Origin of the sequence: Rhizobium sp. NZLR10 (assembly GCF_019685125.1) — a bacterium.
Lineage (GTDB): Bacteria > Pseudomonadota > Alphaproteobacteria > Rhizobiales > Rhizobiaceae > Rhizobium.
The window spans coordinates 112,956-137,271 of record NZ_JABDWE010000012.1; the positions used below are offsets into that span (position 1 = coordinate 112,956).

At 61.2% G+C, this 24,316-nt stretch carries 21 protein-coding genes; 13 read left to right on the forward strand and 8 right to left on the reverse strand.

The genetic code is table 11. From position 1 onward, the window contains the following. Nucleotides 1-61: 61 nt before the first annotated feature. The 4 genes from HJB82_RS18975 (at nucleotide 62) to HJB82_RS18990 (ending at nucleotide 3,800) form a co-directional block, all read left to right on the forward strand. Nucleotides 62-1,237: a Toxic anion resistance protein (TelA) gene (locus HJB82_RS18975; protein WP_221116617.1), complete on the forward strand. Its 1,176-nt coding sequence runs from the start codon at nucleotides 62-64 to the stop codon at nucleotides 1,235-1,237. Between the two features lie 22 nt (nucleotides 1,238-1,259). Then, nucleotides 1,260-1,967, forward strand: coding sequence for a TerD family protein (locus tag HJB82_RS18980; RefSeq protein WP_221116618.1), 708 nt, complete (start codon nucleotides 1,260-1,262; stop codon nucleotides 1,965-1,967). Nucleotides 1,968-2,130: 163 nt separating this feature from the next. Further along, nucleotides 2,131-3,018: a hypothetical protein gene (locus tag HJB82_RS18985; protein ID WP_259673969.1), complete on the forward strand. Its 888-nt coding sequence runs from the start codon at nucleotides 2,131-2,133 to the stop codon at nucleotides 3,016-3,018. 2 nt (nucleotides 3,019-3,020) lie between these two features. Further along, on the forward strand, nucleotides 3,021-3,800 hold the full coding sequence (locus tag HJB82_RS18990) for a VWA domain-containing protein (RefSeq protein ID WP_207581815.1): 780 nt from the start codon (nucleotides 3,021-3,023) through the stop codon (nucleotides 3,798-3,800). Nucleotides 3,801-3,850: 50 nt separating this feature from the next. On the opposite strand, the gene HJB82_RS18995 is transcribed toward HJB82_RS18990, so the two are convergent. Then, nucleotides 3,851-4,633, reverse strand: a complete 783-nt coding sequence (locus HJB82_RS18995; protein ID WP_207581814.1) for a gamma-glutamyl-gamma-aminobutyrate hydrolase family protein — start codon at nucleotides 4,631-4,633, stop codon at nucleotides 3,851-3,853. Nucleotides 4,634-4,923: 290 nt separating this feature from the next. On the opposite strand from HJB82_RS18995, the gene HJB82_RS19000 reads away from it, so the two are divergent. Further along, nucleotides 4,924-6,030 (forward strand): TRAP transporter substrate-binding protein, encoded by a 1,107-nt coding sequence (locus HJB82_RS19000; protein ID WP_207581813.1) that lies wholly within the window; start codon nucleotides 4,924-4,926, stop codon nucleotides 6,028-6,030. Nucleotides 6,031-6,121: 91 nt separating this feature from the next. Here HJB82_RS19000 and HJB82_RS19005 read toward each other — a convergent pair whose 3' ends face one another. Both HJB82_RS19005 and HJB82_RS19010 read right to left on the reverse strand, forming a co-directional pair. Continuing rightward, nucleotides 6,122-7,609 (reverse strand): TRAP transporter large permease subunit, encoded by a 1,488-nt coding sequence (locus HJB82_RS19005; protein WP_221116620.1) that lies wholly within the window; start codon nucleotides 7,607-7,609, stop codon nucleotides 6,122-6,124. A 21-nt stretch (nucleotides 7,610-7,630) separates the two neighbouring features. Continuing rightward, complete coding sequence (locus tag HJB82_RS19010) at nucleotides 7,631-8,170, reverse strand: TRAP transporter small permease subunit (protein WP_207581811.1); 540 nt, start codon at nucleotides 8,168-8,170, stop codon at nucleotides 7,631-7,633. A gap of 327 nt (nucleotides 8,171-8,497) precedes the next feature. Here HJB82_RS19010 and HJB82_RS19015 point away from each other — a divergent pair, with 327 nt between their 5' ends. From HJB82_RS19015 to HJB82_RS19040, 6 genes are all read left to right on the forward strand, one after another. Beyond that, nucleotides 8,498-10,801 (forward strand): bifunctional diguanylate cyclase/phosphodiesterase, encoded by a 2,304-nt coding sequence (locus tag HJB82_RS19015; protein WP_207581810.1) that lies wholly within the window; start codon nucleotides 8,498-8,500, stop codon nucleotides 10,799-10,801. A 143-nt stretch (nucleotides 10,802-10,944) separates the two neighbouring features. Then, complete coding sequence (locus HJB82_RS19020; protein ID WP_207581809.1) at nucleotides 10,945-11,697, forward strand: N-acyl amino acid synthase FeeM domain-containing protein; 753 nt, start codon at nucleotides 10,945-10,947, stop codon at nucleotides 11,695-11,697. A gap of 341 nt (nucleotides 11,698-12,038) precedes the next feature. Then, nucleotides 12,039-12,263: an aa3-type cytochrome c oxidase subunit IV gene (locus tag HJB82_RS19025; RefSeq protein ID WP_007631760.1), complete on the forward strand. Its 225-nt coding sequence runs from the start codon at nucleotides 12,039-12,041 to the stop codon at nucleotides 12,261-12,263. Between the two features lie 208 nt (nucleotides 12,264-12,471). Continuing rightward, on the forward strand, nucleotides 12,472-13,620 hold the full coding sequence (locus HJB82_RS19030) for a Re/Si-specific NAD(P)(+) transhydrogenase subunit alpha (RefSeq protein WP_221116622.1): 1,149 nt from the start codon (nucleotides 12,472-12,474) through the stop codon (nucleotides 13,618-13,620). Beyond that, on the forward strand, nucleotides 13,620-14,018 hold the full coding sequence (locus HJB82_RS19035; protein ID WP_007631757.1) for a proton-translocating transhydrogenase family protein: 399 nt from the start codon (nucleotides 13,620-13,622) through the stop codon (nucleotides 14,016-14,018). The genes HJB82_RS19030 and HJB82_RS19035 overlap by 1 nt, the downstream gene beginning before the upstream one ends. Before the next feature lie 7 nt (nucleotides 14,019-14,025). Then, nucleotides 14,026-15,423: an NAD(P)(+) transhydrogenase (Re/Si-specific) subunit beta gene (locus HJB82_RS19040; protein WP_207581807.1), complete on the forward strand. Its 1,398-nt coding sequence runs from the start codon at nucleotides 14,026-14,028 to the stop codon at nucleotides 15,421-15,423. A 39-nt stretch (nucleotides 15,424-15,462) separates the two neighbouring features. Here HJB82_RS19040 and HJB82_RS19045 read toward each other — a convergent pair whose 3' ends face one another. The 4 genes from HJB82_RS19045 to rpsU form a co-directional block, all read right to left on the reverse strand. Further along, nucleotides 15,463-15,945, reverse strand: coding sequence for a DUF992 domain-containing protein (locus HJB82_RS19045; RefSeq protein ID WP_221140995.1), 483 nt, complete (start codon nucleotides 15,943-15,945; stop codon nucleotides 15,463-15,465). 59 nt (nucleotides 15,946-16,004) lie between these two features. Next, nucleotides 16,005-17,657 (reverse strand): sensor histidine kinase, encoded by a 1,653-nt coding sequence (locus HJB82_RS19050; RefSeq protein WP_207581805.1) that lies wholly within the window; start codon nucleotides 17,655-17,657, stop codon nucleotides 16,005-16,007. A 235-nt stretch (nucleotides 17,658-17,892) separates the two neighbouring features. After that, a complete protein-coding gene (locus HJB82_RS19055) occupies nucleotides 17,893-18,759 on the reverse strand; it encodes a tetratricopeptide repeat protein (RefSeq protein ID WP_207581804.1) in 867 nt (288 codons plus the stop codon). Nucleotides 18,760-18,894: 135 nt separating this feature from the next. Beyond that, nucleotides 18,895-19,107: a 30S ribosomal protein S21 gene (gene rpsU, locus HJB82_RS19060; RefSeq protein ID WP_207581803.1), complete on the reverse strand. Its 213-nt coding sequence runs from the start codon at nucleotides 19,105-19,107 to the stop codon at nucleotides 18,895-18,897. Between the two features lie 357 nt (nucleotides 19,108-19,464). Between rpsU and HJB82_RS19065 the strand changes: the two genes are divergently transcribed. Further along, nucleotides 19,465-21,636, forward strand: a complete 2,172-nt coding sequence (locus HJB82_RS19065; protein ID WP_207584376.1) for a CHASE2 domain-containing protein — start codon at nucleotides 19,465-19,467, stop codon at nucleotides 21,634-21,636. A gap of 5 nt (nucleotides 21,637-21,641) precedes the next feature. Here the strand turns inward: HJB82_RS19065 and HJB82_RS19070 are convergent, their stop codons facing one another. Beyond that, a complete protein-coding gene (locus HJB82_RS19070) occupies nucleotides 21,642-22,676 on the reverse strand; it encodes a FecR domain-containing protein (protein ID WP_207581802.1) in 1,035 nt (344 codons plus the stop codon). A 298-nt stretch (nucleotides 22,677-22,974) separates the two neighbouring features. Between HJB82_RS19070 and HJB82_RS19075 the strand changes: the two genes are divergently transcribed. Further along, nucleotides 22,975-24,228, forward strand: a complete 1,254-nt coding sequence (locus HJB82_RS19075) for a sarcosine oxidase subunit beta family protein (RefSeq protein WP_207581801.1) — start codon at nucleotides 22,975-22,977, stop codon at nucleotides 24,226-24,228. The last annotated feature ends 88 nt before the right edge of the window (nucleotides 24,229-24,316 follow it).

A 24,316-nucleotide genomic window follows, 5' to 3' on the forward strand; every position in this document is an offset into this window, starting at 1 on the left:
TGCGTTTGGGAATTGCGCCGGCGGGCTGCAGGATAAAGGCCGAACAAAGGGGATTGACGGCATGTCGGAGCCAAGTGCGTCGAACACGAAGAGCCTCGAGACCAGCCCGGGCTTGATGCCCGCGCTTTCGACCGGCGGCCTGCCGGCCGTGGTGACGGTCGTTCTTCCGCCGGAGAAAGCCGGCGAGGTCGGCGACCTCGCAGAGCGGTACAGGCTGGCAACGGTCGAGCCGCATCATTTGATTACCTTCGGCCAGGAAGCCATCGGCGGCTTCGGCGCCAAGCTCGATGCCATCCTTTCCCAGATCACCAATGCGCAGTCGCCGGTGCTGTTCGAATTGTTCCGGACGATCCGGGACGGCATCAATGACGCCGATCTCAAAGGGCTCGAAGCAAGCATCCGCGAGAAGCTGAAGGGCAATTTCCTCGAACGCCTGTTGACGGCCGTCGGTCTCGGCGACCCCGCCAAGCGCCTCAAATCGGTGACGGACGAGGTTCGCGGCATGCTGCAGAGCAAGGCCAAATCCCTCGGAGATCTGGTCAGGCCGATGGAGGCTGAGATCGAGGAGGAGAGCGGCAAGCTCATTCTCGAAGTGTCGCGCATGAGCACGCTGGCCGAGGGATATCGCGATACGATCGTGTCTCTCGGCGTTTTCGTCGAGGCCGGAAGACGCATCCTTGCCGATGCCGGCCGCGAGCTCGACCGGTTGACGGAAGAGGCGGCTTCCGGCGATCCGCTCAAGGTGCAGGAAGCCCGCGACTTCTCGCAGAAGCGCGATATCTTCCAGAACCGGGTCCTCGTTCTTGAAACCGCCTATGCCAAGGCGCCGGCCGACCTCGACTCGATCGGCATTGCCCGGGGTGCAGCGCTTGCCACCCTTGCAGATACCGTCACCTCGGCCAATGCGGAATTCAACGACATCAAATCGATGCTGATCCGCCTGCACGCGCTCTTCCAAATGCAGTCGATCCAGCAGATGAACACGATGCGACGTGAACTGCGCGCGTCGCTGCAGCACTATGGATCCGAGGTGCTGGAGGATGTTTCGGTCAATTCGGTCAGGGCGGCCGGCGAGACCCGGCTTGCCGATGCCGATCTGGTGCTCGGCACCGCGCAGCGGCTGCGCAATATCGCCGACAAGGTGGTCGCCGAAGGCGAGCGAAACAAGGAACGTTATGCCGCCGCCCGCGCCAAACTCGAACAAGCCCGGCAAATCGTGACCGATCGTCCGATCTGAGACTTCAGGAGAAAGACAGCGCATGGCAACTTTCAAGCTCAACAAGGGGCAATCATTCCAGATCCAGAAGGAGATCCAGCTCGTCCATTCGGGACTTGTTTGGGATCCGCCCGAAGGTTCGGGGCCGGCCTTTGATCTCGACGTGCATTGTTTTGCGCTGGTCCATCCCGGTGGCGATGCGAACCGCGCGCGGCTCTACAATGAAGGCTCGCATGCACTCTGCTATGCTTTCGTGCGCAGTTCCAGCAATCCGGAAGGGTCTTTGAGCAAGAATGCCGACGGTTCCTTCCAGACGGATGACGGCTCGATGTGGCACGAACGCGACGACCGGACCGGGCGCGGCGGCCTGGTCAAAGGGTCGGAACCCGATGAGGACGGCGACGATGACGATCATGGCGGCGGCCACCATGACGAGGGTTTCCGCGAGGAGTTCAAGATCGTGCTGGCGAAGCTGCCGGACGAGGTTTCCGAGCTTGCCGTCTGGGCGACGATTCATGATGCGGAGCGCAAGAAACAGGATTTCGGCAAGGTCAAGAACGCCTATATCGAAGTTTGTGACGCGATGGATGACGAGCTTTGCCGCTACCAGCTCACCGCCGAATTTGCCGGCAAGACGACGATACAGGTGGCTTCCTTCCTGAAGCAGCCGGACGGATCCTGGCGATTCCATGCCGTCGGTGCAGGATCGAATGCCGGGCTTGGCGACGTCATCCAGGCTTATTTCAACTGAACGGGGGCCTCGTTTGATGAGCGGCAAGGCAGATGGACCGCCGGGAAAGGAGCCGGGCCGGTTGCCCAAGGTGCTTTTTCCAAAAAGCGCCTCGCCTGACGTTGCCCAACCTCCCGGACAATCCACCCAGCCGAAAGTCCTATTCGGTTCGCCGCGACCGCCGATGCTCAAGGGTGACAAGCCGCGTGTTCTCGGCGCCGGGGAAATTCGCCGGCGCATTCCCTGCAGCGTGGAGGCGTTCCTGAAGATCGATCCCGGCGCTGCCGCATCGGTCGCGACGGCAGCGTTGCGCATCGTCGACGGCACCAATCTCGACGATCATTATTTCGACGACGTCGTGCGCTTCGGCGCCCGCCTTCAGACAGAGCATGGCAGGCTTGCCGAAAGCGAACTCGCGCTTGCCGACAGCGAAGCCTTGGCGATGGGAAGGCGTCTTAGCGCCGAACTGCTCCAGCGTCTCGGCGATCTGGATCCAGACCGTGTGTTTGCCGTTCGCGGCGGCGTCTTGAAGGCAATCAAGGCGCTGGCGGCTCCGCGCGATCCCGACAGCCTCTTTCTGCAGCTTTATCCCGACGTGCAGGCCCTGGCGAAGGAGCTCGATGCGCTTGCGCCCGAAATCGTTGCGGTCGCAAAACGGCTTCGCGCCATCGGCAAGGCCTATGCGGCGCTCGGCCGTGATCTCGCCGCACACATCCTGGCGGCGCGCTTCCTGGTCGATCATATCGGCGGAGTTCAGTTTTCCGATCGCGAACGGCAGGCGCATTACACCTCGCAAGCCGACGCGATCGAGACGAGGATTGCCAGCCTGTCGGCGACGAAGGCCACGATCGAGATGAGCACGCATACCGTTGCCGGGCTCGCGCGGCACGTGGACGCGCTCGGACACGCTGGCGATGGCCTGTTGCACGAGGACCTGCCTGCCTGGCATGCAGCCTATTCCGCGGCGCTGACGGCGGCCCGAAGCGCGCAACCGCCAGCGCAGGCTGGCATCAGATCACTGCTTCGCGACATTCATGCGCGCATTCTTGGAAAACTCAGATCGGAGGGATGATAATGACGACATTCAAACTGCACAAGCCCGAGGAAGAAGTTCGACGCGTCGGCTTCGTCCTTCAGAAACAAGGCATTCACGAGCGCATTCCCGCCCAGGTCGGCATCAACATCGATGTCTCGGGCTCGATGACCGACCTTTTCAAATCTGGTGTGGTCCAGGCTGCGCTCGAGCGTATTCTTCCCGTCGCTCTTTATTTCGATGACGACGGGCGTATCGATACTTGGGTGTTTTCCAATCAGGAGAGGATGGCATCGATCGCACCGGCCACCGCCAAAAATTACGAGGGTTACGTCGAGCGTGAAATCATCGGCAACGATGCGCTGAAAGCCGTACTTTGGGGTGGCACGGATTACGGACCGGTCATCCGCTCGAACCTGATGACGTACGGTTTGATGGAAGAGGAGGCGGCTGGCGGCTTGCTCGGCATGATCTTCGGCATGAGCCGCGATACATTCGGCGAGGAGACACGGTCGGGCATTCCGGCGATCAATTACTTCCTCACCGATGGCGAGAATGCCGACAGAGATGCAGCCTGGGCCCTGCTGCAGAAGGCCGAGCATGCCGAATCGCAGATCTACTATGTCATGGTCGGTGTCGGTGACGAGCGTTTCGACTTCTTGCGCAGCGCGGCCGAGCAATTTCCGAATGTCGGCTTCGTCAGCGTCAAGGATCTTGGGGAGTTCGTCGGCAGCGACGACGCCTATGAGAAACTGCTACCGGCGGAGCTCTGCACCTGGCTCAAGCACGAGCATGACGACGAGGACGACGATCACCATTGATGGTTGCTGCTCAACGCTCGGCGGGCTGATAGCGCGCCGGCGCCGCACCGTCAGGCGGTCGCCTTCGCGGGGATGAGCGGGAGCTTGGCGGCGGCGGCGTAGGCGCGGACGGCGTCGCCGAAAGCGGCAAACAGCTTGTTCGAAGGCCTGTCGGTTTCGGCCCAGTATTCCGGATGCCATTGCACTCCAACGGCAAAGGCCTTGGCGTCGATGACGGAAACGGCCTCCACCGTGCCGTCCTCGGCGCTTGCCTCCACCTGCAGCCGCGGTGCGGTTCTGGCGATTGCCTGTCGGTGCAACGAATTCACGCGGACCTCGCCCGGGCCGAGAATGCCTGCGATGCAGGAGCCTTCCTTGACGTAGACGCTCTGGCGAATGGCGTACATGCCGTCGCGGTCGACGCCTTCCGGCCGGCGGTGGTCTGAGATGCCCGGCTGCTCCTGGATCTCGCTTGCCAGCGAGCCGCCGAGCGCGACATTAAGCTCCTGGATGCCACGGCAGATGGCGAGCAGCGGAATGGCGCGGTCGATGGCGCGGCGGATGAGCGGCAGGCTGGTGGCGTCGCGGGCGAGGTCGAAGGGACCGTCCCTATCGCTGGCATCGGCACCGTAGAGCGAAGGATGCACGTTGCTGGCCGAGCCGGAAACCAAGAGGCCATCGACACGGTCGAGGATCGCGTCGGTATCGTAGCCCTCCTCGAAGGCGGGGATGATGAAGGCCATAACGCCGGCCGCAGTCAATGCGGCACTGAGGTACTGATGTTGTACGGCGTGCCAGGTCGCGCCGTCGAAGCTGCGGATATCTGCAGGAATAGCAACGATTGGTTTCGTCATATCAGCCCCGATAAAATCTTTCTGCACATCGTTTTGCCGCCAGAACGGCGGTCAAGTCAACGCTTGGCTGTGTCAGGTGACCAAAATGCGGCGGAAGCGCTGCCGCGGCTCCGGGTTCGCTGCTAAGCCGCTGATTTTGATGGATGCGTGCCCGTTGTCCTATTGCCGTCTTGATGCCAAAGGCTAACAGACTAACGCTTGAATCGCGGCTCTCGCCATGCTTAGCTTCCCCTCGCTGCGGATAGGGGTGAAGATTGCCCGCGCAGTGCCATCTATACGGGAGGTTTTTGATGGATCGTCGTTCGTTTTTCAAGAAGGCGGGAACCGCCGGTGCCGGCGCGGTGGCCGCAACGGCATTGGCCGCGCCTGCGATCGCGCAGGAGAATCCGAAGATTGCGTGGCGCATGACGTCGTCGTTTCCGAAGAGCTTGGATACGATCTATGGCGGCGCCGAGGATATCGCCAAACATGTCGCCGCGGCGACAGACGGCAATTTCACGATCCAGCCTTTTGCTGCCGGTGAAATCGTGCCCGGCCTGCAGGCCGTCGATGCGGTTGCCGCCGGTACGGTCGAGGCTGCCCATACGACCTCCTATTATTTCGTCGGCAAGGACCCGACCTATGCCATCGGAACGGCCATTCCGTTTGGCCTGAACAGCCGCCTGACCAATGCCTGGTATTACGAGGGCAACGGCAATAAGCTGATGAATGAATTTTATGCCACACAGGGTATGTATGCGCTGCCGGCCGGCAATACCGGTGCGCAAATGGGCGGCTGGTTCCGCAAGGAAATCAATACGCTAGATGATCTCAAGGGCGTCAAGATGCGCATCGCCGGCCTTGCCGGCCGCGTCATGGAGAAGGTCGGCGTCATCCCGCAGCAAATTGCCGGCGGCGACATCTATCCGGCGCTGGAAAAAGGCACGATCGATGCGGCGGAATTCGTCGGTCCCTATGACGATCTGAAGCTCGGCTTCCACAAGGTGGCGAAGTATTATTATTATCCCGGCTGGTGGGAGGGCGGCCCGACGGTGCATGGATTCTTCAATCTCGAAAAATGGAGCAATCTGCCGAAGCATTATCAGGCGGCGCTGACCGATGCCTGCGCTTTCGCCAACACCAACATGCTGGCGAAATACGACACGAAGAACCCGACCGCGCTGAAGCAGCTCGTTGCCGAAGGCGCGACGCTGCGCCCGTTCAGCCAGGAAATCATGGAAGCCTGCTTTCAGGCGGCAATTGGCATCTACAGCGAAATCTCGGGCACCAACCAGTATTTCAAGAAGATCTACGACGACCAGACCGCCTTCAAACGCGACGCCTATCTCTGGATGCAGCTTTCGGAATACACTTTCGATACGTTCATGATGATCCAGCAGCGGGCCGGAAAGCTCTGAGAGCTTCCATCGGCGCATTACACGAACGCATACCAAAACCCCGGATCACGCTTGGTCCGGGGTTTTGTTTTGGCTCTGTTACTTGGTGGGGTTATTTGGCGGGTAGAGGCGGTGCTTGCGGCAGGCCGAGTGGCGGCAGGGTCAGGCCGGGGATCTGCGGCGAGCCATTGCCGCCGCCCAGCGGCGGCAGGCCGAGCTGGCCGCCGAAGCCCGGGACTTCGATCTTGATCGAGTTCGGGTCGACCTTCGGACCGTGATCCAGCCAATAGGTTACCGATTGCGGCCAGAAGATCACGATCGCCACCAGGATCAGCTGCATGCCGACCCAGGGAAGGGCGCCGATATAGATATCGGAGGTCTTGACGTCCTTGCCGGCGATCGAGCGCAGGTAGAAGAGCGCGAAGCCGAACGGCGGATGCATGAAGCTCGTCTGCATGTTGACGCAGATCAGCACGCCGAACCAGATCAGATCGATGCCGAGACTGGAGGCGACGGGGGCGAGCATCGGGATGACGATGAAGGCGATCTCGAAGAAATCGAGGAAGAAGGCGAGCACGAAGATGAAGATGTTGACGAAGATCAGAAAACCGACCGGGCCGCCGGGAATGCCCGACAGCATATGCTCGATCCAGCGCGAGCCGTCCATGCCCTGAAACACCAGGCTGAAACAGGTGGAGCCGATCAGGATCATCACCACCATGGATGTGATGTGCGTGGTCGACGCCATCGCCTCGCGGATCAGCGGCCAGGTGAGGCGGCGATGCAAGGCGGCGAGCGCCATGGCGCCGACGACGCCAAGCGCGCCTGCTTCCGTCGGTGTCGCAAGGCCCATGAAGATCGTGCCGAGCACCAGGAAGATCAGCACGATCGAGGGCACCATGCCCATCAGCACCTTGATGAGCAGTGCCCAGTTGAAATCGCCGCGCACCTCTTTCGGCAGCGGCGGCATCGATTTCGGCCGGATGATCGACATCACCAGGATGAAGAGCACGAAGATCGTCACCTGCAGGATCGAAGGGCCGATCGCGCCCAGATACATATCGCCGACCGACCTGCCGAGCTGATCGGCAAGAACGACGAGCACGAGCGAGGGCGGGATGACCTGGGTGATCGTGCCCGAGGCGGCGATGACGCCGGTGGCAAGGCGTGGGTTGTAGCCGTAGCGCAGCATGATCGGCAGCGAGATCACCCCCATGGTGATGACGGAGGCGGCCACCGTGCCGGTGATTGCGCCGAGCACCGCGCCAACGAGGATGACGGCATAGGCGAGGCCGCCGGGTATGCCACCGAAGAGTTTGCCAGTGCCTTCGAGCAGGTCTTCGGCCAGCCCGCAGCGCTCCAGCACCGCACCCATGAAAGTGAAGAAGGGGATGGCGAGCAGGAGGTCGTTGGAAAGGATGCCGAAGAAGCGCAGCGGCAGCGCCTGCAGAAAGACTTCGCCAAAATGGCCGGTGACGATGCCGATGATGCCGAACAACAGGCCGACGGCGGCAAGCGAAAAAGCGACCGGGAAGCCGTAGAGCATGAAGATGACCATGCCCAGGAACATCGCCGGCGGGATGATACCGAAATCAAACAAATGTGTTTCTCCCAGCCCGCGTTACTGCAGCGGCTTTTCGTAGGTCATGTCGATACTGATATGGCCGGTAATGGCTGCGATCCGCTTGATCAGTTCGGAAACGCCCTGAAGGGAAAGCAGCGCGAAACCGGCGACGAGCACCAGCTTGACGGGCCAGCGGATCAGCCCGCCGGCATTGCCCGAGATTTCTCCCTGTTGGTAAGAAAGCGCAAAGAAGGGCCAGCAGACCCAGGTGAGGAAGACGCAGACGGGGATGAGGAAGAGGATCAGGCCGACGATGTCGATCCAGATCTTCGCCTTGTCGGAAACCGAACCATAGATCAGATCGACGCGGACATGCTCGTTGTTGCGCAGCGCATGCGAGGCGCCGAGCATGACGACGAAGGCGAAGAGATACCATTGAATCTCAAGCCAGCCGTTCGAACTGTAGTTGAAGGCATAACGGACGATGGCGTTTCCGGCGCTGATCAGACAGCAGAGCAGCACCATATATTCGGAAATTTTGCCCATGACGCGGCTGACCCGGTCGATCAGCCGACTGGCGGCCAGGAATACCGACATTCGCCTCCCCTTGTTCTTGTCCTGCCGGTTTTCCAGCAGTTTTCCCTCTTGCAATCGATGTAGACCACGGCCTTTGAAATTGGAAGGATAAATGCCTGGCGTTGGAGTATAGTCTTAGATGCGCCGGTTGGCCGATATGACCGCCGAATATTTCAACAACCCAGGCGTGGACGAATATTTCAATAATCTCGCCATAAGGCTGCAATAACGCGCGTAGGCTGTGCTGTTCATCCTGTGGTTTTAGAAAATTTGACCAAATGTTTGATTCCATTGAAATCAATTTTTAAAGGGTTGGGCTTAGAATTCCCGCGCACAGGGAAAGTGTGGATGAAGCCAGATAACCCGAACAGGGTCCCTTTAGATGTCTATCTGTCGTTTGTGAGTTCCCTGTCCGGGAACCGCATGACGCTTTTTGTTGGCGTGATCGTGCATATTGCTACGTGCCTTGCCGTGGCCGCCAAAACGCAATCCTCCGTCTATATTCCGCTGTCGGTTGCCTTTCTTCTGGTTTTCAGCGTTCGCATGGCCATCTTCCGACGGTTCGATCGTGTCGACAAGGAGAGCTTGTCGCATGCCGGAATCGAGCGCTGGGAGCGGATTCTGGTCGCCAGTGGGGCTTGCACCACCGCCCTGCTTGGCTTTGCCAGCGGCTACGCCATCTTCGTCGTGCACGATTCCTTTGCCGAACTTGCCTGCATTTCCGTCACCATGGCGACCATGGTTTCCGTCGTCGGCCGCAACTACGGCTCACGCTTCGCAGTCGATCTCCAGACGTTCTTCTGCTGCCTGCCGATGATCGTCTGCAGCCTGCTGGCTATGGATTTATATCGCGGCCTGCTGTCGATCTTCCTCATTCCCTTCTGGCTGACGACGCGAGCCATGGCGAACGGTGTGCGCGAGTTCCTTTATGAGAATGTCATCGCGCGCCGGGAAATCACCATCATCGCCGACCGCTTCGATACAGCGCTCAACAACATGCCGCATGGCCTGGTCATGGTCGATGCCGAAAACCGTATCCAGGTCGTCAATCGCAAGGCCTGCGAGCTTCTGAAGATAGGCGCGCCGGAGCGGCTGAAGGACCGCGACCTCGGCGCCGTCCTGCGTTACGGCGCGCGCTACAGTTTCATGGACGCCTCGCAGCCGGAGCTCATCCTGCGCCAGCTCACCCAGGTCGCCGAAGGCAACCTGTCGCGCACCCTCATTCATTTTCCCGAGGGCCTGTCTCTGGAATTCTCTGCCAGCCGAAGGGCTGACGGCGGCGCCGTACTGATCTTCGAGGACGTTTCGAGCCGCGTGAAGGCGGAGCAGAAGATCATGCACATGGTCCGCTTCGATGCGCTGACCGGCCTGCCGAACCGGGAATATTTCGGGCAGCTGGTGCAGGACTATCTCGCCAAACATCAAAGGAAGTCCGGGCCGCTCGGCTTCATGGTTCTCGATATCGACGAATTCAAACATGTCAACGACATGCGCGGCCATATCACCGGCGATCATCTGCTCTGCGCTATCGCCGCACGCGTCAAGCAGGCCTCCGGCAACGCCATTCTCGGCCGGCTGATGGGCGACCAGTTCATCCTGTTCTTCCCGCACGCGAAGGACCCGGCCTTGCTCGACGTCGAGATCCGCCGCGTGCACGCCGCGATCCAGGGTCATTACGAGGTCGATGAGCTGACCTTCCTCGTCTCGCTCAGCGCCGGCTACGCGATCCTCGAAAGTACCGCGTTCGCGATGGACGAATGGAGCGTCAAGGCGGATCTTGCCCTGTTCGAAAGCAAGTCGCGCTTCAAGGGCGGCATATCAGGCTTCGAGCGGGAGATGGATGGCCGCTATATCGAGCAGCAGAAGCTGAAGGCGGATCTGCGCGATGCGGTTTCGGCGCAGGCGCTGCATCTCGTCTTCCAGCCGATGTTCCGGGCCGATGGTTCGCGGATCGAATGCGCCGAGGCGTTGGCGCGCTGGGTGCATCCGGAGAAGGGCTTGATCCCGCCCGATGTCTTCATCCGGCTCGCCGAGGATATGGGCATCATCTCGGACATCACCCGCTTCGTCCTGTTCAAGGCATGCAGCGAATGCATGAACTGGCCGGACCATATTGCCGTCTCGGTCAACCTTTCGGCGCGGGACCTCAGGGATGCCGACATTCTCCAGGTCGTCGCCGATGCGCTTGCCCATTCCGGCCTCGATTCGGCGCGGCTGCATCTCGAGGTCACCGAAAGCTGCCTGATCGACGAGCCGGCGGCGGTGCGCGCCATTCTGGCGGAGCTCAGGGCCCGCGGCATCACCATCGCGATCGACGATTTCGGGACTGGCTTCTCCAGCCTCAGCTATCTCGACACGCTGCCGCTTGATATCGTCAAGATCGACCGCTCCTTCGTCCGCAACATCGTCGAGGATAACCGCCGCCACAAGCTCCTGCGCGGTACGGTCCATCTCGCCCGCGAACTGGGGCTGAAGATCGTCATCGAGGGCGTCGAGACCGAAGAGCAGCTCGCTCTGCTCAACAAGCACCGCAGCACCGATCTCGTGCAGGGCTATGTTTTCTCTCAGCCGGTGCCTTCCCAGAATATCCCGCTATTGCAGCAGGGCATCGGCCGCCGCCCCGTTCAGCGTCGGCGCAACAAGGTCGCCTGAGCGCTCTGCTACGGCCGCTTTTCCGCTGACAATCCTCCGCGCCGTTAACCTTAATACTTTATAAACGGCCCGAATTATCGGATTTTCTTGCCTAAATCTCGCCGGCATATGATTAATGATCCGTTAACGAGCGGATCGAGAAAATGTCAGAGACACTGTTCAAGCGTAGCGATTTCAGCGCGAAAATTTTGGAAGTTTTGGATCATGTCGAGTATCGCCGCGTCGAAAGCAGCGAAGACATGGAGCAGGTAGAACGCCTGCGCTACAAGGCCTACAAGGCCCACGACGCGCTGTCGCTTGCCCCGGGAGGCCTATTGGACGATGTCGATTTCGACAGCCATGCCTATATCTTCGGCCTGTATTATTATGGGGAATTGGTCAGCACCATCCGGGTTCATTATGTGACACCCGAGCACCGTATCAGTCGGTCCGGAGAGGCCTTTCCCGAGGCGATGGATGAGCTTTTGGACGCCGGGCTGACCTTGATCGACCCCGCGCGTTTCGCGGCCGATCCCGAGCTCACCGCCGATCTGCCCTGGGTTCCCTATCTGACGCTGCGGCCGACCATCGTTGCGGCAGCGTATTTCAGGGCGGACCGCGTTCTTCAGTCCGTCCGGCCCCCACATGCCGCCTTCTATAAGCGGGTTTTCTATGCCGATACCATTGTGCCGGGCCGACTGGCGGAGAGTTACGGGGTTGACGTGACGTTGATGGCGACGAATGTGATCGAGGTCGGGCGCAAGCTGTTGACGCGCTACCCCTTCTTCATCTCCAGCGCCAGCGAGCAACGCATGATGTTTTCGCGCAATCCCAACGACACATTGCCGCCGCTCACCATCATTCCGACGGCGCGCTTCGTGCCGCAAGGCGAACTCGGCACCGACCTGCCGCTCTGATTTCTTCCTCTCTCACCGGGCTAGCATCTGAGTGAGAACAATGAGGGGCGGCAACAATTATCCGCAGTCGTCGCCCCTCATGCTTTTGCCGCCTGGAAATAGCTGGTTTTGACGCCTAAAGCGCGTCGTATCAAATTTGATTCATGCGACGCGCTTTAAGCCTTTGTTTTATGCATGTCGTTGTCCCGGAACCGCTACACACTTCCCGGCGACATGCATTAGCTGCGGCGTTCTCATGCATTGCGCTTTCGCCTGTCATTGTGTAATTCCTGCAGGCAGGGACTTCCCTCGCGGGGCGGGGGAATCAGGCAGCGCAGAGGCATTTCAGGGAGACGATATTTATGGCCGAACATCATACCGGACCGGTCGAGACCGGCGCGCCGATGGATTACAAGGAACATGAAAACACCTACGACATGTTCATTGCTGCCGCGAAATACGGCTCGATGCTTCTCATCTGCCTCCTGCTTGCGATGACCGCCGGTTTCTTCGGCGGCGCCGGCCTCCTTGGCGGCCTCTTCGTCTTCATCATTCTTCTCGCCATCGGCATCTTCCTGTTCCGCTGATCGCGGCAAGGGGAGGAGGGGCTTCTCCGAAGCTTTGTGACTAAAGCGCGTCGCGATCTTTCAGATCCGCTCCACGCGCTTCAGGTCGTTATTTTTGCGCATGTCGTTATTGCAACGCGCCGTACAGTTTTGCGCGACGACATGCTTTAGGTGCTTGGCCCGCGCAGGAAAGCCTGCGGCGGTCCGGCTGACCCGGAGGAGGGGGCAGTTGGGCAATATCGTTTTCGTTGCAAGGGAAATTGCGGGCGAGGAGACGCGTGTCGCGGCCTCCGCCGAGACCGTGAAAAAAATGAAGAGTTTCGGCTTCGACGTTGTCGTCGAAGCCGGTGCCGGTGCGGCTTCGCGCATTCCGGACGGAGAGTTCGAGGCAGCTGGCGCAAGGATCGGCAGTTTTGCCGATGCTGCCTCGGCCGACGTCGTGCTGAAGGTGCGCCGCCCGAGCGAACACGAAATCGCAGGCTATAAAAGCGGCGCCGTGGTCATCGCCATCATGGATCCCTATGGCAATGACGAAGCCATCGCAGCTCTGGCAAGTGCCGGACTTTCGGCCTTCGCGATGGAGCTGATGCCGCGCATTACCCGCGCCCAGTCCATGGACGTGCTTTCATCCCAGGCCAATCTCGCCGGCTACCAGGCGGTCATCGAGGCGGCGGCGGTCTATGACCGCGCCATGCCGATGATGATGACGGCTGCCGGCACCGTGCCGGCCGCCAAGGTCTTCGTCATGGGCGCCGGCGTTGCGGGTCTTCAGGCGATTGCGACGGCGCGGCGCCTCGGCGCGGTGGTCTCAGCCACCGACGTCCGCCCGGCCGCCAAGGAGCAGGTTGCCTCGCTCGGCGCCAAGTTCATCGCTGTCGAGGACGAGGAGTTCAAGGCGGCGGAGACGGCCGGCGGCTATGCCAAGGAAATGTCCGCCGACTATCAGGCGAAGCAGGCCGCACTCGTGGCCGAACATATCGCCAAGCAGGATATCGTCATTACTACCGCGTTGATCCCGGGTCGCGCGGCGCCGCGGCTGGTTTCGCGCGCCATGCTCGCAGCAATGAAACCGGGCGCGATCGCCGTCGACCTCGCAGTCGAGCGCGGCGGCAATATCGAGGGCGTCGTTGCCGGCGAGATTGCCGATGTCGACGGCGTCAGGGTGATCGGTTTCGCCAACATGCCGGGCCGCGTTGCGGCCAGCGCCTCGGCGCTCTACGCCAAGAACCTCGTGACCTTCCTCGAGACCATGGTCAACAAGGAAAGCAGGAGCGTCGTCGTCAACCTCGACGACGAACTCGTCAAGGCGACGATGCTGACCTATGCCGGCGACGTGGTTCATCCCGCATTCGGCGGCGCGAAGAAGGGAGATCTCTGATGGCCAGTGAAGCAATGGACAGAGCGCTGGAGCAGCTCGACCAGGCGGTGACTGCCGTCGTCACGGCAGCCGCCCACGCACCGGAAGCGGCAAGTGCTGCGACCGGCGGGGCAATCGATCCGTTCGTCTTTCAGCTGGCGATCTTCGTCTTGTCGATCTTTGTCGGTTACTACGTTGTGTGGTCGGTGACGCCGGCGCTGCATACGCCGCTGATGGCCGTCACCAATGCGATCTCCTCCGTCATCGTCGTCGGCGCGCTTCTGGCGGTCGGCATCTCCACAAGCGGACTTGCGACCGGCTTCGGCTTCGTCGCCCTCGTGCTCGTCTCGGTAAACATCTTCGGCGGCTTCCTCGTGACGCAGCGGATGCTCTCGATGTACCGCAAGAAGGACCGGTGAGGATCTGATGACCAATATCGCAGCTTTCCTCTATCTCGTCTCCGGCGTTCTCTTCATCCTGGCGTTGCGCGGCTTGTCGCATCCGGCCACCAGCCGTAAGGGCAATCTCTACGGCATGATCGGCATGGCGATCGCCATCCTGACGACGCTGGTGCTGGCCACGCCGAATTTCGGCGGCTTCGTGCTGATCGTCCTTGGACTTGCCATCGGCGGCAGCGTCGGCGCCTATATCGCCCGCACCATCGCCATGACCTCGATGCCGCAGCTCGTCGCCGGCTTCCATTCGCTGGTCGGTCTGGCCGCCGTGCTGGTCGCGGCTTCGGCGCTCTATACCCCTGCCTCCTTCGGTATCGGCGAGATCGGCTACATCCACACCGAAGCGCGGGTCGAAATGGCGCTCGGCGTGGCGATCGGGGCGCTGACCTTCACCGGTTCGATCATCGCCTTCCTGAAGCTCGACGGACGCATGTCCGGCAAGCCGATCCTGTTGCCCTACCGGCATGTGATCAATGCGAGCCTGCTCGTGCTGATCGTGCTCTTCATCATCGGGCTTGCCGCCACCGAGAGCCATTTCGACTTCTGGGCCGTGGTGGCGCTGTCGCTGGCGCTCGGCGTTCTGCTGATCGTGCCGATCGGCGGCGCCGATATGCCCGTCGTCGTTTCGATGCTCAATTCCTATTCGGGGTGGGCTGCGGCTGGCATCGGCTTCACGCTGGGCAATCTGGCGCTGATCATCACCGGCGCGCTCGTCGGTTCCTCCGGGGCGATCCTCTCCTACATCATGTGCAAGGGCATGAACCGCTCCTTCGTCTCGGTCATCCTCGGCGGTTTCGGCGGTGAGATGGCATCGGGCGGGCCCGACACATCGGACAAGACGGTCAAGCTCGGCTCGGCCGAGGATGCCGCCTATCTGATGGCGAATGCATCGAAGGTCATCATCGTGCCGGGCTATGGCATGGCGGTCGCCCAGGCCCAGCATGCGCTACGAGAACTCGCCGACAATCTCAAGAAGAACGGCGTCGAGGTGAAATATGCGATCCACCCGGTCGCGGGCCGCATGCCCGGTCATATGAACGTGCTGCTTGCCGAAGCGAATGTTCCCTATGATGAAGTCTTCGAGCTCGAGGACATCAACTCGGAATTCGCCCAGGCTGACGTCGCCTACGTCATCGGCGCCAACGACGTCACCAATCCGGCGGCGCGCGACGACAAGACCTCGCCGATCTACGGCATGCCGATCCTCGACGTCGACCGGGCAAAGACCTGCCTGTTCGTCAAGCGCTCGCTCGGTTCAGGCTATGCCGGCATCGACAATACGCTGTTCTACAAGGACGGGACGATGATGCTGCTCGGTGACGCGAAGAAGATGACCGAGGATATCAACAAGGCGATCGCGCATGGATGACGCAGATACAGCCGCTCAGCTCGAACGCGGCCGCTTCGCTCAGGTTTCACCCGGCACCAACGTCATCTTCTCGACGCCGATGGCGAGGTTCAGTCCTTCCTGGGCCTGAACATTCAGTGGCTGCAGCATGAAAGCCTTGTTGGTGCCGCCGGCGATCACCTTGGCGCCGCCGCCAGCTCCGATGCTCGCATCGGCGCCGACCCCGTAATATTCGCCGGCCAGCGCGAATTGCGGCATATCCGTGCCGGTCTTTGCCAGTACCTGCCAGATCATCACGGTCTTGCCGGTCTGGCCGAGATCGATGCCGAATTTCTCGATCTTGCCTGCGTAGACCGCCTTGGCGCCGCCTGATGCCGGGGTATAGGTGCAGATGAGGTTCTTCTGCGAGGTGACGATCAGACCTTGACCGCCATCCGATCCACAGATCAAACCGCCAAGCGCGACATAATTTTCCGCGCCCGCCGGGCTTGCCCAGGCAGCGGCCGCCAGAGCCACCGCTGTGATCATCGTTTGTTTGAACATGGTCTTTCTCCTTGGGAATGACCTGTTCGAAACGGGTAGAGGTGGCGAATGTTCCTAGCTTATTCCCGCTCCAGCGTGCCACGCTGTGCCGTCAGCACCCATAACAGGCCTTCGGGCCGAAAATCGACCTGCACCGTGCCGCGGAAGGCGGAGGCGGCATGGGCCTTGATAACGGTCGTGCCGAAGCCAGAGCGCGATGGCTCTACGACCGGCGGGCCGCCGCGCTCCTCCCAACTGAAGCGGAGCAGGGCATCCGGCTTGTCTTCCTCCGCGACATCGCGCCATTCGAAGCGGACACGGCCTTGCGGGACGGATAGCGCACCGTATTTCACCGAATTGGTGGCAAGTTCATGCAGGGCAAGACCAAGGTTCTGAACGGCATCCGGCTTCAGGATGAAATCTTTTCCTGTGATTTCGATCTGTTCGCGCGATTGCGGGAAGGCCTGCAGGTGGATGTCGACCACCCGCCGCAGCGACACGCCTCCCCATTGCTCGCTGGTCAGGAGCTCGATCGAACGCACCAGCCCCTCGAGGCGGTCGGCGACGGCGGCCTGGAAGGTCTCGACGCTGTCGGCTTGTTTGGCGAGCTGGCGCATCATTGCCTGGGCTAGCGTCAAAAGGTTCTTGGTGCGGTGGACAAGCTCGTGCATAACGAAGCGCAGCCGGTCCTCGTTTTGACTGCGATCGAAGGAGGCGTTCGACAGGGCGATCGCTACCTGGTTCGCCTCGATGACGCTGGTTTCGACCGGCGAGACGATATGGCCTTCGCCCATGCGGTTCGCCATTCCGGCAATATCGCGGATGGTGGTGCGCACCTGCCGTGCGACGGCATAGGCGCCGAGCACGGCGACCAGCAGAAGGGCCACGCCGCCGATGATGAGGAAACGCCAGGTGCTGAGGATCGACGCCTGAGCGATCGGTCCCCAGATCACCGTTTTCCACGACCAGCCGGGAATCCTGGCATAACCGAGCAGCATGTGTGGCAGGATCGCCTCGTCCTGGAAGACGCCGCGTGGAGCGGTGAACGCCGGCAGGATGCGCGGATCGAAGGGCGTGCCGGGTTCGAGATTGGCCGGGCCGGTGGCGGCGACCACGTGGCCGCTTTGATCGATGACAGCGGCCGACCAGCCGGGAGCAAGGCCCTCGGTTGTCACGAGCTTGCTCAGATCCTTGGCATCCTGGGTGATGATGAGGGCTGCGACGGGATCGTTCGCCCGCGGCAAGGTGACGTTATACACCCAGTCGCCGCTGATGCGGCCGCGAAAGACGTCGGAAGCCTCGATTCGGCCGGAGGTCATGACCGACTGGAGGGCGGTGATGTTCGCTACCTCGCCGAGTGGCGTGCCGAAGGCTCGGCGCGTGTTCAGGAGTTGCTGGCCGGTGCGGTCGACGGCGATGACGAACAGCGTATTGTCTCGGAGGGCGGTTTCCGTGCGCTCGTGGAAGGCGGCAAGATTACCGTTTTCGAGCTCCGGTGAGCTCGAAAGCAGCCGCAGCGTCGTCGCCATGTCCTGAAGCTGACGGTCGATGATCCGCGAAAGGGCGAGTGCATCCTGGGCCGTCTCGCGTCTCAGCGTCGAACGCTGGTTGTCTTCCAGCTGCAGCAGAAGCAGCGTCACAAAGGCGAAGATCGGCAGGGCGATCGCCACCGCCATGGCGACGAGGTAAGTGCCGATCGAGGCTTTGGGAAAGAACAGCGCGACGATCTTCATCTGTTGCGCCACGTCTCATGCGCTGGCGAAAGACAACAGAGTTCGCGAGCGGTCAGGAAAGCAAAGATCCGCATCTCTCGCAAGCCGCCCTCAATAAGTTTCGAACACCCGATAGCAGGCTATCGAAGCAGCGCCATGTTAGGGGGAGCAAGAGCAGGTTGCAACATACTATGATATGTCATCGAGGACGACGAGCCCTGCGGCGGCCGATTTGCCCGCCGCCCAGCTGATGTCCTTAGCCGGCGGAAGCACCGACGCGGGCGAGACCGTCGCGAGCTGGCTGGTACTTCGGATCGAGGCCGACGGCGTGACGATAGGACCGGGTGGCCTTCGCCTTGTCGCCGCGGCGTTCGTAGACGAGCGCCTGGTTGGCCCAGGATTCGGCAATGTTGCCGTTAAGCTCGATCGCGTGGTTGAAATCGGCAAAGGCGTTGTCGTTGTCGTTCAGTGCGATGTAGGAAATGCCGCGGCCATTATAGGGCTCGGGCGAATTCGGCGCGAGCGAGATCGCCTTCGAGAAATCGTCGATCGCCTTATCCTGCTGATTGCGCTTCTGATAGATCAGGCCACGATTGTGATAGGCACGGCCATCGGTGGTGCCAAGCTGGATCGCCTTGTCGAAATCGTTGAAGGCCTGATCATCCTGGCCGGCCGTGCGGTAGACATTGCCGCGGCCGATATAGGCGACGTCATAGCTCGGATTGATCTGCAACGCGGCATTGTAATCGCCGATCGCCTGGGCCTGCTGACCCATGTTGCGATAGACGAGGGCACGATTGGCGTAGGCCTGGAAAAACCGTGGATTGATCTGCAGCGCCGTATTGAAATCATTCAGAGCCGGACGGAACTGGCCGGCGCGACCATAGGCGGAGCCACGGACATTGTAGCCTTCGGGATCCTTGGGATTGGCGTTGATAACCGCCGTCAGTGAGGCGATATTCTCTTCCGAGCCCTGCGCCTTGTCGATGCGGATCACCGCATCCGAGGTATTGGTCGTCTCGCAGCCGGCGAGGGCGAACATTGCCGCTAGCGCCAAAGCGGGCAGGAATGCGGTTTTCTGCAAGCGCAAAGCGCGGGACGGATTGAAGGTGTTGACAGCCATTCGGGCTCGATTTCCCCATGCGGCATATCCGGTGCGCGGATATGCGATCTTCAGCGGCAAACTAAAAAAGGCGGCGGCGAACCCATCGCCCCCGCCACAATGCATCTGAAAACGTCGAAAAAACGACGGCAACGCTCAGTGTGCGACCAGACCTTCGCGCTGGGCGCGCTTGCGGGCCAGCTTGCGAACGCGACGAACAGCCTCGGCCTTTTCGCGAGCACGCTTCTGCGACGGCTTCTCGTAGTAGTCACGCATCTTCATTTCGCGGAAAACGCCTTCGCGCTGCATCTTCTTCTTGAGAACGCGGAGAGCCTGATCAACATTGTTATCGCGGACAAGTACCTGCACGAGAATCACGTTCCTTTGGTTGGTTGATGCCGGCGGCGGCGCAGCGCCAGGGGCAAAAATATAACGTTCGCGCGGCCGCAGCCTTGCGATTGGTCATGCCAGATAGCAGATCGGGTTTAGGAAGTCCAGATGGATATGGGAAGCGGGGTGGAAAAATCCCGCTTGCCCTATCAGGTCAAGATCCGGCTCTGGCGCGACTTCGTCCAGCGCGGCGATCTCCTCCATGAGAGCGGTCCTGGCCCGGAGGCGATCGTTTACCCGGATGCATGCGCGAATGGCATTTGGACCGAAAGCGGCGTAGCCTATCGGCAGGTGCGAGCCGTTCTGCCGGCCGTCGAGGGAACACCCGGTGAGATCATGACGCGCGTCCAGCAAATCGGTGTCGCTATCGGCCTGGCGATCGTGGCTCTGCTGACGATCCTGCGGGCAGGCGATCCCGCGATTTTCAAGCTGATCCGCGGCGTGACTTTCGACGAATATCAGCGTCTGGTTCCGAGGACCTTCGAGCCGATGCCGGTCCGCGTGATCGACATCGACGAGGCCTCGTTACGGGAATTCGGTCAATGGCCATGGCCGCGGGACCGTTTGGCCCTGCTGGTGGACCGGCTTTCGCAGATGGGCGCTTCGGCCATCGCCTTCGATATTCTTTTCGCCGAGCCGGACCGGCTGTCGCCGCGCAATGTTGTCAGCGAGGTTGCAGGCGTCGATCCTTCCCTTGCCGAGAAACTGCCTGATAATGACGAAATATTCGCCCGCTCGATTGCCGGCAAGCCCGTCGTACTCGGCTTCGGCCTTTCCAACGAGGGCCATTATCGGCCGCCTGTGAAGGCGGGTTTCGCCTTCACAGGCGAAAGCCCTGTCTCGGCTCCTCCCTATCTCGGCGCCTCGACGCCGCTCAGGCCGCAATTGGAGGCCAATGCGGCGGGGCTCGGCCATATCAGCCTCAACCCCGGCAACCCCTCGCCGGTGGTGCGGGCGGTTCCGCTGTTCCTGACCGACGGCGAGCAGCTCTATCCAAATCTCGCCATCGAGGCCCTGCGCGTCGCCCAGGGGGCGTCGACCTATGTGCTATCAGGCGCGCCCGATCGCGCCGGCATTATGACATCGGCGAAGATCGGCGATTTCGTCGTGCCGCTGACGGCGGCGGGCGAACTCTGGCTTTATGTCAGCCCCGACCGGGCTGAGCGGTACATATCCGCCCGGCAGATGCTTGCGGCCGAAGGGGCTTCTCCCGAGGTCGCGGCTGCCATTAACGGCAGCATCGTCTTCGTCGGCACATCGGCGGCCGGGCTCCAGGACATCCGCGTCACGGCGCTCGGCGAGAACGTTCCTGGCGTTTCGCTGCATGCGCAGGCCGTCGAGCAGATCCTCTCCGGCCATTTCCTGTCGCGGCCCGACTGGGCGGACGGGCTGGAAATCCTTGTCATCGCGGTGCTCGGATGCCTTCTCGTCGTGGTGACGACCTTCGTCAGCCCGGCCGTCGCGCTGATCTGCGGCCTGTTGATTACGGCAATGGCGCTCGTGGCATCCTGGGTGTCGTTTCTTTATGCGGGGCTTCTTTTCGATCCGCTGGCGCCGATTGTCAGCGGATCAATCATCCATTTTGCCGCGACCTCATTCCGGATCCTGGTGATCGACCGGGAACGGCGGGCGGTGCGGCGCGCCTTCGGGCATTATCTTTCGCCATCGCTGCTCCATCGCATCGAGCATACCCGCGATGCATTGCGCCTCGGCGGCGACGACCGTGAACTGACGGTCATGTTCGTCGATGTCAGGAACTTCACCGAGATCAGCGAGCGGCTGGCACCGACGGATGTCGTCGCATTCCTGAACACGTTGCTCGATGCGCTGAGCCGCCATGTGGTGGCCAATGAAGGTACGCTCGACAAGTTCATCGGCGATTCGATCATGGCGTTCTGGAATGCGCCCATCGATGTGGCCGATCATCAAACCAAGGCCGTCCGCGCAGCGCTTGCCATGCGTGAAACCCTGGCCGAGTTGAACGCCGGCGACGCTTTCGGCTTCGGACCCGGACAACAGGTCGGGATCGGCATCGGCATCCACACCGGCCTCGCCTGCGTCGGCAATATGGGCGCCAAAACGCGCTTCAACTATTCGGCGGTCGGTGATGCCGTCAACGTCGCGGCGCGGCTGGAATCATGCTGCAAGGAAGTCGGCTTCGACATTCTGATATCCGACAGCACGGCAAGGTCGGTGCAGGGAATGGCGCTGATCGAGGCTGGCGCCATTCCGCTCAAAGGAAAGAGCATCCGAACGCAGATCCTTGCCGTTGTCGGCGACGAACGCGTTGCCACATCGGCCGAATTTTCAGCCCTTGTTGTCGCCCACCAGCAGCTGATGCAGGCCCTGCTTGCGCATTCGAAGAACACCCGCAAGCTTGTCGGCGCAGCAAAGCTCAGGGCGGCGGGGGTGATCGACGGCCTGGCGGAATTCTATCGGCGGGTATCCGGCAGGACCGATCATTTTCGCGAGGTGAGTGATCGGTTCGAGAAGAGCGCGGCCGACTGAACGGGTCAGCGGTTGCGATTGAAACCCCAGCCCCCGTCGTGATGCCGATCCCTGTCGTAATCGTGATCGCCATCGTGATTGCCATCGCGGTCGTGTCCTTGATGATCCTGGTCATTCCCGTGATGCTGGTCGTGGTTCCCGGGCCGGTCGTGATCATCATGACCATCATGCTTGTCGGGACGATCGGGCCTGTCATGATGCGGCCTGTCGTGATCTGGCCTGTCATGATCTGGCTTGTCGTGATGCGGCTTGTCCGGCTTGTTCGGCCGCTCCTTCTGCGGCTCGGCCTGCCTCTGCGGCGGATCCTGCCTTTTGGGAACTGGCGCAATCGCCGGCGGAGGCGGTTTTCTGTCTTTTCTTTCCGGCGCGGCTGACGCCATATTGCAGCCGCCGATCATGCCGATGCCGCCTGAAAGCCGCTGATTGCCGGAGAGAAAGGGGAGCGCGCGGGGATTTCCGAGCGTATCGAGAATGCTGGGATCGACCCGGCGTGCCGCCGACATATTGCCGTTCGGCTTGGCCACCACGCAATCGCAGCGTTGCTGCAACTGCCGGCAGCCGCCCGGGCCGCAAAACCGAGCCGCGCCATTCAACAGGACGACGGCGGTCGTGCCATCAGGGCCGACGTAGAAATCGAAAGCGGTGCCGCGCACCCCGATCGTGCCGGCGGGCGTCAGGATCTGGTAGGCTGAGGAGTTGGAACTGCCGCTCACCCAGCGGAACGTACCCTTTGCCGCTCTGATGGTCAGTTTCTTGACCGATTGGGAATCATCGAAGACATATTTGTCGATCACGACCGACGAGCCCCAGCCCACTGCGAGCTTCGTGCCGTCACGGAACAGGAACTGGCCAAGTCCCGATGGGGATGTCTTGATGCGTTCGTTGCGATGGACGCTGGTGTCGACTTCGATCGGGCCGCTCTCTCCCGTCACCTCCGTCTTGATGACGACAGCTTGGCCGACCGGCTCGGCGGCGAGTGCCGGTTGCGCGCCAACAACCACAATGCAAAACGCCTGGAGTAATGAACGCCGACCCCACATGATACAGGAACCCCGGAAACATAAGGTGAATTAACATTTTAGTAACTGGTTGTCTTCTCGCCCACTTGGGCTAGGACCGGGCGGCTGGCCGAGGAAAGGTCAGCTTTGCCTTATCCCGCCGAACGGCTTTCGCAAGCAGCGCACGATGTCGTCTGAAAACCGCGCCGTTTTCGGCATCATGTCGCTTAGTGTCAAAAGCAAAGCTCTCGCGCGTCGCAAAACAACCGTTGTGCCGCATTTGGATTTGCGATTTGTATGGGCGCGGAGAACAGCCCTTTCCTGAAGGAGAAGAAGGCGGATGCGGAAATATTCGGTTTTTGCCGTGGCGAGGGAGGCCCTTCGTGGCCACAAGGGCTGGGAGAAGCAGTGGACTTCGCCGGAGCCGCGCGCCGAATATGATGTCATCATCATCGGCGCCGGCGGCCACGGGCTGGGTGCTGCCTACTATCTCGCCAAGGAGCACGGCATCACCAATGTGGCGGTGATCGAGAAAGGCTGGCTCGGCGGCGGCAATACCGGGCGCAACACCACCATTATCCGCTCGAATTATCTCTACGAAGAGAGCATGCACATTTACGAGCATTCGATGAAGCTCTGGGAAGGGCTTTCCCAGGAGCTCAACTACAACGTGATGTATTCGCCGCGCGGCGTGATGATGCTCTCGCACAATATTCACGACCAGCAGTCGTTCAAGCGGCATATCCATGCCAACCGGCTCTACGGCATCGACAATGAATGGCTGACGCCGGAGCAGGCGAAGGCCTATTGTCCGCCGCTCGATATCTCGGCCAGCGCACGTTATCCGATCAACGGGGCAGCGCTGCAGCGGCGCGGCGGCACGGCGCGGCACGACGCGGTCGCCTGGGGTTATGCGCGCGCAGCCTCAGACCGCGGGGTGCACATCATCCAGAATTGCGAAGTGACCGGCATCCGCCGCGGCCCCGATGGGCGCGTGACCGGGGTCGAGACCTCGCGCGGCTTCATCGGCGCCAAGAAAGTCGCCGTGTCGGCGGCCGGCCATACGACGACAATCATGAAGATGGCCGATGTACGCGTGCCGCTGCAATCGAGCCCGCTGCAGGCCCTGGTCTCCGAGCCGTTGAAGCCGATCTTTCCGTGTGTCGTCATGTCGAACACGGTGCATGCCTATATCTCCCAGTCCGACAAGGGAGAGCTCGTCATCGGTGCCGGCACCGACCAGTATAATTCCTATTCACAGACCGGCGGCTTGCAGATCATCACCCACACGCTCGACGCCATCTGCGAGCTTTTCCCGATGTTCCGCCGCGTCAAGATGATGCGGCAATGGGGCGGCATCGTCGACAATACGCCGGATCGTTCGGCGATCCAGTCGAAGACGCCTGTTCCCGGGCTCTACGTCAATTGCGGCTGGGGAACCGGCGGGTTCAAAGCGACGCCGGGCTCGGCCAATCTCTTCGCGCATCTGATTGCTCGCGATGAGCCGCACAAATTCAATGCCGGGCTGACACTGGAGCGTTTCCGCAGTGGCCGGCTGATCGACGAGGCGGCGGCGGCGGCGGTGGCGCACTGATGACGAATATCATGACTGAGATTTTGTGGGGCGTGCCATCCTCGCTTCCCACTCGGATGCTCGCTCCTTTCGTCGCTCACCCCCTCAT